Source organism: Syntrophobotulus glycolicus DSM 8271 (assembly GCF_000190635.1).
Taxonomy (GTDB): Bacteria; Bacillota; Desulfitobacteriia; order Desulfitobacteriales; family Syntrophobotulaceae; genus Syntrophobotulus; species Syntrophobotulus glycolicus.
The window spans coordinates 1,007,808-1,021,385 of the sequence record NC_015172.1; the positions used below are offsets into that span (position 1 = coordinate 1,007,808).

The following is a 13,578-nucleotide window of genomic DNA, read 5'->3' on the forward strand; positions in this document are numbered from 1 at the left end:
GGATGGAATTTTCCCGGGGAATACCGATGATGATTTACGAATTCGGTCCGGCCCCTGCTGCTTTTGTTTCCTGTATAATGTAAAATCATGTGTTTTTGCCTTGATTGTGGATGCTCAAAATGGGTACAATATATAATAATGTGATGATTAGCACTAAAATATATATAATTATGTGATTTGGAGGTGGTGTCTGCATGGAACGATTTATTCTAAACGATCTGCTCAAATGGAAAGACTCCAAATATCGCAAGCCTCTGATCTTAAAGGGCGTACGCCAGGTGGGCAAGACTTGGATATTGAAAGAATTCGGCAGAAAATATTATGAGAATGTCGCCTATTTTAATTTCGATGAAAATGAGGAGTACAGGCAGTTTTTTGAAACAACTAAGGATGTCAATCGCATATTGCAAAACCTTGTTTTTGCAAGCGGTCAGACAGTCGTGCCCGAAAAAACCCTGGTGATCTTTGATGAGATACAAGAGTGTCCCAATGTGATTAATTCATTAAAGTATTTTTGCGAAAATGCAAGTGAGTATCATGTTGCCTGCGCCGGTTCGCTGCTGGGCATTGCTCTGGCAAAGCCATCCTCTTTTCCTGTGGGCAAGGTGGATTTTATGGATATCAGCCCCATGACTTTCACCGAATTCCTGCTTGCCAACGGCGACGGGAATCTTGTGGAGTATCTGAGCTGTATTGAAAACGTTTCGCCGATACCGGATGCCTTTTTCAATCCCTTATATGAAAAAATGAAAATGTATTTTGTTACAGGCGGTATGCCGGAGTCAGTCAAAATGTGGACGCAAGAAAGAAATACAGAAATGATGCAAGCTGCCTTACTCAACATCATCAATGCTTATGAAAGAGATTTTGGCAAACATCCTGACCCAAAGGAGTTTCCAAAAATATCGCTGCTTTGGAAGTCCATCCCCTCGCAGCTTTCCAAAGAAAACAAAAAATTTATCTACAAAGCAGCCAAAGAAGGTGCTCGGGCCAGAGAGTATGAAGATGCGCTGCAATGGCTGGTGGACGCACAGCTGGTACGAAAAATTTACCGAAGCGGTGCTCCTGGCCTGCCTATTTCCGCCTATGATGACCTGACGGCGTTCAAACTTTATCTTATAGATGTTGGGTTGCTGCGCCGGCTGGCATTGCTTGCTCCATCCGCTTTTTCGGAAGGCAACAGACTGTTTGCTGAGTTTAGAGGCGCTCTCAGTGAAAACTATGTCCTGCAGGCTTTACAAAATCAATTTGAAGCCACACCCCGATACTGGTCTGTCTTGAATCCATCCTATGAGGTTGATTTTCTCATTCAGAGGGAAAACGATATTTTCCCTGTTGAGGTCAAGTCTGAGGACAATGTGGAGAGCGCCAGCCTGAAAAAATTTAAGGAAAGATTCAGAGACAAAGTCAAACTGCGGATCCGTTTCTCTCTTAATAATCTTAAGCTGGATAACGATCTGCTGAACATTCCTCTTTTTATGGCGGACTATACAGATAAATTAATCGGTCTGGCGCTGAAACATGGTTAAGCTCTATGCTCCCGAAGCAGTAAAAAATAATTTATGATGCTCAACCTTCCGGTGTCAAGCTGGGGCAAACTGCCTATAGTATAAGACGATAAAGAAGATGAGGGATGTCTCTATTTTTATCACGTCTAATAAACTGCTTGGTTACGGACATGCCAAGTCTTTCAGCCACTTTTCTTGAAGCCGTATTCTCCGGTCGAATTTGCGCTGTAATTTCATTTAGATGCAAAATATTAAAAGCATAATCAATACAAGCAGAAGCGGCTTCAAAGGCATACCCATTTCCCCAGTATGATTTTTGATAAATATAGCCAATGCCGACATATTTTTCATCATCTGCTTGTTCAGAAATTAACCCGGTGACTCCAATTAACTGATCAGACGCTTTTTCTATCACTGCCCAGTAACGATAACCGTCCCTATGATACCTTATCATATTTTCGTCAATCCACTGCACTACTTCCTCATCAGAAAAGGGATGCTCCCAAGCATACATGACATCAATATCCTGCAAAATTGAGCAGACCGAACGATAATCATCTGTTTGTAGTTTTCGCAGGAACAAACGTGGTGTTCTTAAAATGATCATACCAAAATTTCTCCTGCCAAATATATTTGACGCACCTTCTGCGCGAATGATGAACATTGATAAATTCTTGTTTTTCTATCCTTATGACCGATTGGATTCAAGTCCATAATATCATGCTTTGTCGCCCATTCCCAAAAGATATCTCACTCCCTTCTCCACGGTATCATAGGGATATTTTCTAAACCGTGGTGAAGTGGGCGGTATGTATCGGCAGACAGTGGGTATTCGCTGTCTGCCGTTGCCGTTTTATGCGACGCTTTCGGAAGACCTCGTTCGGGATTTTGCCAAGGACATTATCTTCATACAGCCTTTTGAATAATGTGCTCAACTCAGTGGCCCGCCACTTGAGCATCTCCAGCTCACGCTCGGTGCGGGCAATCCCACGGCGGATTTCAACACCGTTCTTTTGGGTGATGTGCTTGGCGAAAAGCAGTTCATTCTGCCTTGCGAAGTGGGTCACCCTGCGGAGATCGTCCAGCAATCACTCTTGACGGCTATGCGGAGCTGCGCATACAATTAAGGTGTAAAAGTTTTTCGGAGGACGGTTATGGAATATATTACGGTACGGGAAGCGGCAAAAAAATGGAAGGTTTCGGAACGCCTGGTGCAGCAGTATTGCATCTCAGGACGCATCGAGGGGGCTAAGAAGTTTGGTGTTTCATGGGCCATTCCGGAATGTGCCCAAAAGCCCGCCGACCCACGCAAATATAGACGAACAGGAGGTGGCGGCTACGACAACAGCAACAACAAATGAAGCGCTCTACGCCGCCTATCTCGGCGGCGACGGCAATGCGCTGCGCATTCTCATGGAACGCCACGGCAACGCTTTGACGCTCTATATTAACGGCTACATACACGACATTCACGAATCCGAGGATTTGATGATCGAAGCCTTTTCCCGCATGGTGGCCGCAAAGCCCCGGCTTGTGGAAAACGGATTTAAGGCATATCTGTATAAAACGGCCCGTAATCTTGCCCTGCGCCATGCGAATAAACGCCGCCACTCCTGCTTTAGTCTTGAGGATTTAGAGAACGAACCGGAAAGCAGGCTGCTGGTGGAAGCGGTTTTGCAAACCGAAGAACAAAACCGCATCCTGCGTCAGTGCATGGAGCAGATTAACCCGGATTACCGGGAGGCATTGTACCTTCTGTATTTTGAAAATATGAGCTATGCGCAGGCGGCACAGGTCATGGGAAAAACCACAAAGCAAATCGATCATTTGCTGGGGCGGGGCAAGAAAGCCCTTCGCCCGCTATTGGAACAGGAGGGGATTACCGATGCGCAGTACCGATGAACGGGCCGCCGCCGTGGAAAGGCGAGTAAAGGAATTGGCACGGCAAAAGAAACAGCGGCAAAGCCGGTATCTCGGCCTGTCCGCTGCCGCTGCCTGTCTGCTTGTCGTCGTGGGGATGGGCGCTGCCATGCCCGGTATCATGGCGGGGCTTTCTCAGGGGGACTATACAAACACCGGCATGATGGCAAGTATTTTTTATGAGGGCGGTGCCCTTGGCTATGTGCTCATCGGCCTGCTGGCCTTTGCCCTCGGCGTGTGCCTGACCGTCCTTTGCTTCCTTCTGCGCCGTGGGAGCCATCGGGATAAGGCGGATGAGAACGATGACCGAAACAATTGATGCTTCCATCCGGCTTTCGACCATTGACAATGCTATTCAGCTTGCGGTCATGGCGGGCTGCGGTATTTACGCCGCCGTGCTTTTTCTCCGGCGTAAGGAGCAGACGTGGTTTTTGCTCACCTGCTTTTACGGCGCTTTCGCCCTTGGCCTGATTTACTGGCTTTTGTTCCTTGTGTTCCGCTCGGATGTGCCGAGGCTTTCCCCTGTGTCGGATTTAAGCTGGCTGGCAAGCGTGTTGTTTCTGCTGGTGCTGCAAACGACGATTCGCCTGCCGGAAGAAAGGGCGTACCGGCCTCCCCTGGCATGGGCTGTTCCTGCCTTCTGCGCGGTCATGGGCCTCTATTTTTTTCAGTGGGGCGACTATTTCCTGAATATTTTGTGGGAGGTGCTGTTGGGCATATGTGGGTACTCCGCCCTGCGGGGGCTGCTGTTTGCCCGCCGCCAAAGCGGTGGGTTGCGTAGCCGTCAATATTTCCATGGTGCGGTTTTGGCATTTGTCCTGCTGGAGCATGGCCTTTGGGTTGCCTCCGGTCATTGGCAGGGCGGCACCCTTTTAAACCCTTACTATTGGTTTGACTTTCTCCTGAGCGCCACGTTTTTCACCTTCCTGCCGACGCTGAAAAAGGCGGTGACGGAGTGATCTATATTGAGAACGTCTTTATCTGCATTGCCGCCCCCCTGCTGGTCGCCATGCTGTGCGCGGGAAAGCGCAGCCGCCCGGCCTTTGTCTTCCTGCTTGCGGGAATGGGAGGCTGCCTTTTGTCCGCCTATATCAACACCTTTTTTGCAAGGCTTTACGGTGCGGACATCACACAGGCCACGGTGGAGCTTGCCCCGGTGATCGAGGAAACGATGAAGCTCCTGCCCCTGCTCTTTTTCCTGCTGGTGTTTGAACCGGCGAGGCGGGAGGCGCAAAGCGCCATCCTTTTTGTGGCGGCGGGCTTCGCCACCTTTGAAAACGTCTGCTACCTCATCGAAAACGGTGCGTCGCAGCTTTGGTTTCTGCTGATGCGCGGCTTCGGTACGGGCGCGATGCATATCGTCTGCGGGGCCATCGTGGGTTACGGTCTTTTGTATGTATGGAAACGCCCGTGGCTAAAGGTGGCGGGAACCTTCGGGCTTTTGTGCATTGCCATGACCTTTCACTCCATTTTCAATCTGCTTTTGAGCGTGGGGGGCGCCGCGCAGACGGTGGGGCTGCTGATCCCGATCCTCACTGTTTTATCCGGCGTTATCATTACAAAGCTGCTGCGGCCCAAGCTGCCGGAGTAAGCGGCAAACAGCATCCTCGGAGCTGCCGAAAGGCGGCTCTTTTTTTGCGCCAAAAAATATTTTCAACTTTATTTCATTTTAGGTGGGGAGTTTTTGCGTTTTATGTATCTCAGTAAGTAGAAAGACTTTTAGGCGTCTTTTGGGAAGGCGGCTTATTCATGTACGATACGGAAACGCGGGTAGCAATGGTAGCGCAGCGCGTGAACGTGCTGCACAGGAAACGGGAAAAACGCCTGAGCGAGGCGCTGTCCGCACTGTGTCTGATGCTGACAGGCAGCCTTGTAGGGGCAATCGGCGCATTGGGCGGCCGGGGGCAAGGCAGTGTGACCGGATTGTACGGCGCAACGATGCTGTTTGAGGACGCGGGCGGCTATGTGCTGGTGGGCGTGATCGCCTTTGCCGCGGCGGTAGCGATTACGGTGCTGTGCATCCACTATCGGGAAAAGAGAAAGAAAATATGCGATAAGACGGAGGATGATCAGAAATGAAAAAAAGAATGTTAAGCCTGCTGCTGGCGGTGGCAATGGTTGTGACCCTGCTGCCGGTTACGGCGTGGGCGGAGGAAGTTTCTCCGGTACAGGAAAGCGGCGAGGTCTCTGCGCCTGTCATTGGAGAGAGTATTGCAACCGACAGCAATGCCGGTAAACATACAGTTTCGGAGAATACGCTGTCCGTCAGCGTAAGCAGCGTGACCGACAGCGGAGCGGAGCTTGCCTTTACCAGCAGCGTGGACGGAACTGTATCCTATCTGGTGCAGAAGTCCGACGAGGCGGCGCCGGACGAAGCGGCTGTTCTGGCAGGAAAAACCGTTGCGGCAACCACGGGAGCCGCCATAACCGCTGAGCTGACAGGGCTGACGGCGGAAACGGACTACACCGTTTACGCTCTGCTGGAAAGCGGCAGCGGGAGCCGTTCAGCCCTCGCTTCGGCACAGTTTACAACAGAGGCGGCAACGCCCCTGCTGTTAAGGGCTGGCCGGGCAGCGGGTACTACTCCTTATGTGGATGAGCACGGAGTGGAACACACCGAGACCGCGACAGAAATTTCGAGCGCAACCACAGGGCTGAATGACACCACAACCGGTGGCTGGTATGTGGTCAGTGGCAACGTGTCCACGGGAACCCTTACCGTAAACGGCGACGTCAAGCTGATTCTGGCAGACGGTGCATCCCTGACAGTTACGGGAAGCGGAACAAAGGCGGGAGTCCTCGTCAATGAAGGGAATAGCTTGACAATTTACGGCCAGGTAATGGGCACAGGCAGACTGGATGCTATGGGCGGCGACAGCGGGGCAGGTATTGGTACAGACAAGGACGGTGCTTTAGCTGCCGGTATCGTTAATATCTATGGCGGTACAGTCATTGCCAGGAGCGGGGGAGGGGTTTACGGCAGTGCAGGCATCGGAGGAGGCCACGACAGCAGCGGCGGTACAGTCAACATTTATGGAGGAAGTGTCACAGCCACGGGAGAAAAAGGTGGTGCAGGTATTGGAGGAGGCAACCTAGGCAGCGGCGGCAGCGTCAATATCTATGGGGGGACGGTCACAGCCACGGGAGGAACTTACGGCGCTGGGATTGGCGGGGGCTACTTAGGCAACAGTGGCATGTATGGCAACGGCTGTACGGTCAATATCTATGGGGGAACAGTCAAAGCCACGGGAGGCTCCACCGGTGCGGGGATTGGCGGGGGCTACCACGGCAATGGCGGCAGCGTCAATATCCATGGAGGGTGGGTCGAAGCTACGGGAGGAACTTACGGCGCTGGGATTGGCGCCGGCCAAGGCGGCAGTGGCGACATCGTCAAGATCACCGGCGGCACGGTTACAGCCGCAGGGGGATCCGCCAGTGTAGATATCGGCGGCACAAATGGCACCATCACCATCACCGGCGGCACGGTGACCGCCTCCAGATTTTCCTCCGCTGATACTGCTGCGCCAACCATTCAGAGTGTTTCCCCCAATGACGCCGGCGCAGCTATCAGCGGGAATCTTGCGATTGCCTTCAGCGAAGCAATGATGCCGTCCGTGGGGATAATCTCCTTAGACAACGGTGTTGGAGCATTGACCGGAGGCAGTTGGGACACAGACAGGAAGGTGTATACAGTTCCTTATTCCAGCCTTACCCGCAGTACGGAATATATCGTCTCAATCTCCGGCTTTTACGATGTAGCGGGCAATGCGATGACAGCCGACGCTTCGCATCGCTTTACAACAGAACCAGAGCCTGACACGACAAATCCTACCGTGGCAAGCGTTGCCCCAAGCGGAGCGAATGCCCCCATCAGCGGGAATATGACCGTTACCTTCAGTGAGGCCATGAACACCTCGGCAGGCACCGTGTCCCTTGACGGGGGAATTACTTCTCTGACGGGCGGCAGTTGGACTGTAGGCAGTACAGTCTACACGGTGCCTTACGCACTGCTCGGCTACAGTACGGAATATACTCTGTCGATCTCCGGGTTTGAGGATACGGCGGGGAATCCCATGACAGCCGACAATTCCCATAGCTTTACAACAATAACTGCGCCTGACACGACCAGTCCCACCGTGATAAATGTCACGCCGAGCGGTGTGGATACTGCCATCGGCGGAAATATTGTGATCACGTTCAGCGAAGCCATGAATACCTCGGCGGGCACCGTGTCCCTTGACGGAGGTGCAACTTCTCTGGCGGGCGGCAGTTGGACGGTGGGCGGTACCGTTTACACAGCGCCTTACTCACTGCTCGGCTACAGCACGGCATATACTCTGTCGATCTCCGGGTTTGAGGATGTGGCGAGCAATCCCATGACGGCCAACACTTCCCATAGCTTTACAACCATAGCGGAGCCTGACACGACCAGACCCACCGTAGTAAGTGTCACTCCCAATGGTACAAATACTGCCATCAGGGGAAATATTATCATCACGTTCAGCGAAGCAATGAACACCTCGGCAGGCACCGTGTCCCTTGACGGGGGAATTACTTCTCTGACGGGCGGCAGTTGGACGGTAGGCAATACCGTCTACACGGTGCCGTACTCACTGCTCGGCTACAGCACGGCATATACTCTGTCGATCTCCGGGTTTGAGGATATGGCAGGCAATACCATGACGGCCGACATTTCCCATAGCTTTACAACAATAACTGCGCCTGACACGACCAGTCCCACCGTGATAAATGTCACGCCGAGAGGTGTGGATACTGCCATCGGCGGAAATATTGTGATCACGTTCAGCGAATCCATGAACACCTCGGCGGGCACCGTGTCCCTTGACGGGGGAATTACTTCTCTGATGGGCGGCAGTTGGACGGTGGGCAGTACCGTCTACACAGTGCCATACGCACGGCTCGGCTACAGTATGGAATATACCCTGTCGATCTCCGGGTTTGAGGATACGGCGGGGAATCCCATGACTGCGGATACCTCACATCGCTTTACCACTGTGGCAGAGCCGCGGACTCCTTCCGTTTCAGCCAATACACTGACTGTAAATAAGGGCGCTACGGCCAGCTTTACCGTTTCTCTCGGTCAGGGTGTTTCGGCGGCGACTGCGGCGGATATTACCGTCGCAAACGGCAGTATCGCTTCCGTCAGCACAGGCAGAGTCACAGCGTCAGGAACTGTCACCGTCACCGGGCTTGCGGCGGGAACCACCGGCATCATCGTGACCTTTCATGATTCTGCACAGACAGTGAAAAACATTGCCGTCACTGTAAACGCCGTTTCCGATAGAGGTAATCGGAACAGGGGCTACAGTTCTTCTTCCGGCAGCAGTTCGGCAACCATATCAGAAAAACAGCCCGATTACCCGGTAACGGCTGAGATTTCCGTTACGGCGACCGCTGACAAAAACGGGCACGCTACGGCAACTATCCCGGAAAGCGCCATAGCGGACGCCATTAAGAAAGCTGCCACAGCGGCAAAATCACAGGGTAAGACCGAAAACGGTATCAGCATATCGGTTACGGTAAATACTCCTGCAAATACAAAATCCCTCGGACTGGTATTGTCACAATCGGTGCTAAAACAGTTTGCCGACACCAAGGTGCAGCAGTTCGAGGTGAATGGGCAGCTTCTGACCTTTAGCCTCGATCAGGAGGCCATCCGCCAGCTTTTATCCCAAAGCACAGGTGACGTAACCGTTACGGTTAAACCTGTCACTGTCGCGGGTGTGCGAAACGCTTACGAAATAACCTTTACAACAGTGAAAGATGGCAAAACCGTCACAATCACAAGCCTTGGAAGCGGCAACGCAACCCTCTCCATTCCCTGCCTGCCGGAGAAAAACGAAGCTGCGGGATACCTCTATGCTGTCTATGTGGATGCTAAAGGCAAGCGGAGCCGCATTCCCGGCTCGGCCTATGACGCAAACAGCAGAAGTGTGATCTTCAACACCAACCACTTCTCGGTGTACGGCGTGGGGTACGAAGAACCATCTGCCAATTTTACCGATATCGGCAGCCATTGGGCAAAGGAATCCATTGATTATGTGGTGGGCAGAGGGCTTTTCTCCGGCACATCCCAAACCACCTTTGCACCGGATAAAGCCATGACACGGGGAATGCTGGTGACGGCTCTCGGCAAACTGGCAGGCGTGGATGTGAAAGCATACACCACAAACAGCTTCACCGATGTGAAAGCGGACAGTGCGTTCCGCCCTTACATCGAGTGGGCAGATAAAAAGGGCGTTGTGCAGGGCATCGGAAACGGCAAGTTTGAACCCGACCGTGCCATCACCCGTGAGGAAATTGCGGTCATCTTCGCAAACTTCGCCAAGGGCACCGGCTACAAGCTGCCTGTGACCCGTGAAGCCGCCGCCTATGCGGACGTATCCAGCATCGGCAGCGCCTACAAAACGGCAGTCATAGCCATGCAGCAGGCGGGCATTATGACGGGCGAAACAAACAACAAGTTTAATCCCAAGTCCAATGCTACCTGCGCCGAGGCCAGCGCCATGCTCCACCGCTACATCAAGCTGACCATCGACCCCGCCACGACACAGGGCTGGGCGCAAAACGACGCAGGCCAGTACCTGTACTACAAGGACGGAAAGGCTCTCACCGGTTGGCAGACCATTGACGGAACGAAATATTTCTTCAATACGGATAGTACGCTCAAAACCGGCTGGGTCAAGAATGAGAACAACTGGCGGTACTACACCGGGAACAAAGCGGCTGTAGGCTGGCTGGACATCAGCGACAAACGCTATTACTTCACCAAGGACGGCCTGATGGTATCCGGCAGGTGGCTGGAGATCGGCGGTAAGTGGTATTACTTCAATGCCGATGGCTCCCTCGCTCGGAACACCAAAATCGGCGAGTACGAGGTGGACGAAACCGGCGTGAGAAAGACAAAGTAATAAAACCCAAGTAGATAGGGCAGGGGTGGAGGCCGGTATGGTTCGGCTTCCAGCCTTGCTTTTTTGTGTTCGGCTTGCCTTATAAATAGATGCTTCATCTGCCGCATCTCCCTCCCGCATAGCAAAACGACCGTTCTCATTGAGGGACTCCTCAGGCGGACGGCCGCTTTGATTTTGAATTTTATATAAAATAGGAATAGGTAAAGCATCTGTCCAACAAATACGTCAACCAGTTGGCTTTTTCCCCGCGTTGATCAAAAGAGACATATCCGTCAGACTTATAAACATAATTGATTTTCCAATAGCCGTCTTTCGTTTTTTTGCTTTTCACAAAGTCAAGCGCGCTTTGGCAGCCGGCATGTTTCATATTACCTGTTGTATACGCCAAATCCAAGAGCTCTACAACATTTAGTTGATAAGAAGCAGGAAAGGACAAATCCAGAATATGATTATTGATGGGCTCCCCATTGGAAAGCCGTTTATACAATTCATGCCGGATTAATACCAAATGTTAAAATTGAAATTTTCAGCTTTCTACGCATCATTATTCTTCCTCCTTAACGATTTGATTTGTTTTAAGCGGATTTTTTTCCGATATGTCAAATTCAGCAAGGGTTAGAGTTCCGTCGTTGTGTTTAAGTGCTATCGATACTTTATCATTTCCTTCGATGAAGAAGAGTGGCATGAAATCACCATTTCTGTGAGTTCCGTCCAGCGCTAACGCTTTAAGAGCAGCTGAGCATTGATATCTGACATCAGGACTCAATTTAGAAGTATCGCCGTCATAGACATCTCGCATGTACGCAGGTTTGGCCTTATCAGTATCTATATTCATCATTTCTACAGCCTTATCTTTAAATGCAAGTTCTTGCTGAGAGATATGACGATCCGAATAAGCTGTATCGACGTTTACGATTAATCGTACCGCAAGAAAGATTACGCCAAGACTAATGGCAGCCCATGAGAATGTTTTCTTTCCCTTCATCATTTCTTTCCTCCCGTCTATCGATATTCGAATTCACCTTTCACCAATCTCATCGTGCAGTAAAGATTACCATAGTCTGCGCCTGTTTTTTGTTCTGCGTGATTGGCTTGCATTTTGATTTGAGATTATACGTTGATTTTTCCCTTCACTTCTATACATTGGTGATATCAATTCCTTCAATCATAATATCCTTCCTTTCAGAATGGCCGGGACATTGGCTTTTTCCATCGCGCTTGCCTTCTTGGCGATAAATCCTGACTCAAGAGCCAGTAAAATGAGCCCTCCCCAGATCAGATCAGCGCCCTCGGCAATTCCTAAGAGTCCTCTCAGCAAAAACGCCAGGAATAAGCTCAGCAGAAAAACGACGAATGTAATCAGGATTAACCGTTTGTTTCTGGCAAAAAATGAGTAGCCCAAGACTTTTTTCAGCGCCAGTTCCATCGCGTTGAACTGATACTCCAGCTTGAGAATAAAGCCGATCAGCCCGATTTCCAGCGTCAGCAAGAAGATTGATAAAATCACGACCAATTTCATATTGCGGGAGATCATCGTCCAATTGTGCTCATAGACATCCAGGGCATTGGATTTGACCCTGATTTGATCGGACAGCTGATACTCGGCGATGAACTGATTGAAATCCTGCTCGGGGATATTGAACATCGTATCATAGGACTGGTGCATAATGTTGCATGCCTGATATTGAAGCGTATTATTGAATAAGATGATCGGGTTCGCCATTGGCCGGCTTGTATAGTTCACCTGATTATTAATGCCCACTAAACTGATATCGTCGTCATACACTTTGGTCGTAATGGATTGAATATTCTTTCCAAAAAAAGTAGTGAATATTTCTTTCGCGATATCATATTCCTGAGAATCCTCCGACATACCGGACGGGATCAGCATATAATAATCATCGTCCGCGCTTTGGACCGTCTCCGCCAAGGCATTGTTCCATCCTGATATTTCTTCAAAGGCATTTCGATTGATTAAAATAACAGGGTAAGGGCTGTTGAAATGATCTGACAAGTCGACGTACTGCAATGAATAATTTTGAAACCGTTGATAGAATTCTTCATTCATCACAAGGTCATCTTCCATTGTTTTGCCTAAGTGATTATCCACCCTGTAATTTAATTTATAGTAATCATAATCCTTATGTTCGGAGAAAAAATCACCTTGCTTATACATCAGATACCCTTGAACCAGTATCGCGAAATTACTGGATAAGACAATCAGGGTAAGTATGGTGGTGACGGTTTTCAGGATATAGTTGGCTGTAAGCAGTCCGCCGCCGGAGCGTCTGGCAGCGATATCTTTTTTCAAGTTAACGCGCAATATTGCCGCGTTGATCAGGGTATTAGCAATCATGAACACCAGAAAAGCCAAGGCCAGGGCTTCAATCTTAAAAAAGACATTGGAGAAGGGGCGTAATAGGAACGGGATGCTAATAAAGGCGCCGGCCAGGATAGCGAGATCGGCCAAAGCATTTTTGCCGAAAAGGGCTTTGACATCCTCCCCAAGGGTGATCCGCACCATGATTTCCTTCTTCAAGCTAATGATTTCATAAATCGTCAACAGCAGGATCAAGCCAAAAATGATCGACCAAACTGAAAATAGATTCAGCCAGGTCTCTTGATCGGAGCTGAACAAATTCGGGAGTCCGCCTCCGTATTTACCGATCAGGCTCGCTTTGAATAGGCGCATCGCTTCCTGGTGAGATGGATCGCCGATGTAATAACAGTCTGTGAATCTTTCCATCGTTTTAATATGACTGAAATCCTCGTATCTGACTTGGGTTTCCCCCATAAAAAGGCTATTATGCTTTCCTTCAGGAATCCCCTTGGCTTGCAGGGTTTTCAAGGCGTTCGGAGTGCCGAATATCGTTATCTCTTTGGCGTAGGCCGAGACAATCGTACTGTCCACAAAGAAGAAATCGACATCATACGCCTTTCCCGCCTGGAGAAAATCCCGGATGACTTCTTTTTCTTCAATATCGACTTCCCGATTCACAAAATCAAACCCTGACTGGTAATAGGATCCTTGAAAATCGTCCAGATAGAGAATGAACAGCTCCCCGTTAAACAGAAAGCCTATGGTGATTAACAGGTATATGACGATCAGTTTTATTTTCTTCATCATACAGAAAACCCTTCTATATTAACTGTGGCAAATACGAAAACGAAAGAATGTCTCCATATCAACATATCGTAACCAAAAAATCTTCAAACCC

The 13,578-nt window shown here is 50.1% G+C and carries 13 protein-coding genes; 8 read left to right on the forward strand and 5 right to left on the reverse strand.

The window, feature by feature from the left end:
- Nucleotides 1–194: 194 nt before the first annotated feature.
- Complete coding sequence (locus SGLY_RS05170; protein WP_013624228.1) at nt 195–1,529, forward strand: ATP-binding protein; 1,335 nt, start codon at nt 195–197, stop codon at nt 1,527–1,529.
- 73 nt (nt 1,530–1,602) lie between these two features.
- On the opposite strand, the gene SGLY_RS05175 is transcribed toward SGLY_RS05170, so the two are convergent.
- A complete protein-coding gene (locus tag SGLY_RS05175; protein WP_013624229.1) occupies nt 1,603–2,115 on the reverse strand; it encodes a GNAT family N-acetyltransferase in 513 nt (170 codons plus the stop codon).
- 178 nt (nt 2,116–2,293) lie between these two features.
- Complete coding sequence (locus SGLY_RS05180; protein ID WP_148228072.1) at nt 2,294–2,575, reverse strand: hypothetical protein; 282 nt, start codon at nt 2,573–2,575, stop codon at nt 2,294–2,296.
- A gap of 87 nt (nt 2,576–2,662) precedes the next feature.
- On the opposite strand from SGLY_RS05180, the gene SGLY_RS18700 reads away from it, so the two are divergent.
- The 7 genes from SGLY_RS18700 to SGLY_RS17020 all read left to right on the forward strand — a co-directional run bounded on the left by SGLY_RS18700 (nt 2,663) and on the right by SGLY_RS17020 (nt 10,360).
- Entirely contained in the window at nt 2,663–2,869 is a 207-nt protein-coding gene (locus SGLY_RS18700; protein WP_013624230.1) for a helix-turn-helix domain-containing protein, read from the forward strand.
- Nucleotides 2,769–3,410 carry an RNA polymerase sigma factor gene (locus SGLY_RS05185; RefSeq protein WP_242822979.1) on the forward strand — a complete coding sequence of 214 codons (642 nt, stop codon included), beginning with the start codon at nt 2,769–2,771 and terminating at the stop codon, nt 3,408–3,410. Before SGLY_RS18700 ends, SGLY_RS05185 begins: the two co-directional genes overlap by 101 nt.
- A complete protein-coding gene (locus tag SGLY_RS05190) occupies nt 3,394–3,747 on the forward strand; it encodes a hypothetical protein (RefSeq protein WP_013624231.1) in 354 nt (117 codons plus the stop codon). Before SGLY_RS05185 ends, SGLY_RS05190 begins: the two co-directional genes overlap by 17 nt.
- Entirely contained in the window at nt 3,731–4,387 is a 657-nt protein-coding gene (locus tag SGLY_RS05195; RefSeq protein ID WP_013624232.1) for a hypothetical protein, read from the forward strand. Before SGLY_RS05190 ends, SGLY_RS05195 begins: the two co-directional genes overlap by 17 nt.
- Nucleotides 4,384–5,019 carry a PrsW family glutamic-type intramembrane protease gene (locus SGLY_RS05200; RefSeq protein WP_013624233.1) on the forward strand — a complete coding sequence of 212 codons (636 nt, stop codon included), beginning with the start codon at nt 4,384–4,386 and terminating at the stop codon, nt 5,017–5,019. The genes SGLY_RS05195 and SGLY_RS05200 overlap by 4 nt, the downstream gene beginning before the upstream one ends.
- Nucleotides 5,020–5,204: 185 nt before the next feature.
- Nucleotides 5,205–5,507 (forward strand): hypothetical protein, encoded by a 303-nt coding sequence (locus SGLY_RS05205; protein ID WP_242822980.1) that lies wholly within the window; start codon nt 5,205–5,207, stop codon nt 5,505–5,507.
- Nucleotides 5,504–10,360, forward strand: a complete 4,857-nt coding sequence (locus SGLY_RS17020; RefSeq protein ID WP_013624235.1) for an Ig-like domain-containing protein — start codon at nt 5,504–5,506, stop codon at nt 10,358–10,360. Before SGLY_RS05205 ends, SGLY_RS17020 begins: the two co-directional genes overlap by 4 nt.
- Nucleotides 10,361–10,541: 181 nt before the next feature.
- On the opposite strand, the gene SGLY_RS18075 is transcribed toward SGLY_RS17020, so the two are convergent.
- The 3 genes from SGLY_RS18075 to SGLY_RS05230 all read right to left on the reverse strand — a co-directional run bounded on the left by SGLY_RS18075 (nt 10,542) and on the right by SGLY_RS05230 (nt 13,484).
- A complete protein-coding gene (locus tag SGLY_RS18075) occupies nt 10,542–10,748 on the reverse strand; it encodes a hypothetical protein (RefSeq protein WP_169312009.1) in 207 nt (68 codons plus the stop codon).
- Nucleotides 10,749–10,904: 156 nt separating this feature from the next.
- Entirely contained in the window at nt 10,905–11,348 is a 444-nt protein-coding gene (locus SGLY_RS05225) for a hypothetical protein (RefSeq protein ID WP_013624236.1), read from the reverse strand.
- A 177-nt stretch (nt 11,349–11,525) separates the two neighbouring features.
- Nucleotides 11,526–13,484, reverse strand: coding sequence for a DUF1430 domain-containing protein (locus SGLY_RS05230; protein WP_041445070.1), 1,959 nt, complete (start codon nt 13,482–13,484; stop codon nt 11,526–11,528).
- Nucleotides 13,485–13,578: the final 94 nt, after the last annotated feature.

Bases quoted from the DNA above. Each gene is read 5' to 3' on its own strand.
- SGLY_RS05170 (WP_013624228.1), top strand. From the start codon at position 195: ATGGAACGATTTATTCTAAACGATCTGCTCAAATGGAAAGACTCCAAA.
- SGLY_RS05175 (WP_013624229.1), bottom strand. From the start codon at position 2,115: ATGATCATTTTAAGAACACCACGTTTGTTCCTGCGAAAACTACAAACA.
- SGLY_RS18700 (WP_013624230.1), top strand. From the start codon at position 2,663: ATGGAATATATTACGGTACGGGAAGCGGCAAAAAAATGGAAGGTTTCG.
- SGLY_RS05190 (WP_013624231.1), top strand. From the start codon at position 3,394: ATGCGCAGTACCGATGAACGGGCCGCCGCCGTGGAAAGGCGAGTAAAG.
- SGLY_RS05195 (WP_013624232.1), top strand. From the start codon at position 3,731: ATGACCGAAACAATTGATGCTTCCATCCGGCTTTCGACCATTGACAAT.
- SGLY_RS05205 (WP_242822980.1), top strand. From the start codon at position 5,205: ATGGTAGCGCAGCGCGTGAACGTGCTGCACAGGAAACGGGAAAAACGC.
- SGLY_RS17020 (WP_013624235.1), top strand. From the start codon at position 5,504: ATGAAAAAAAGAATGTTAAGCCTGCTGCTGGCGGTGGCAATGGTTGTG.
- SGLY_RS05225 (WP_013624236.1), bottom strand. From the start codon at position 11,348: ATGATGAAGGGAAAGAAAACATTCTCATGGGCTGCCATTAGTCTTGGC.
- SGLY_RS05230 (WP_041445070.1), bottom strand. From the start codon at position 13,484: ATGAAGAAAATAAAACTGATCGTCATATACCTGTTAATCACCATAGGC.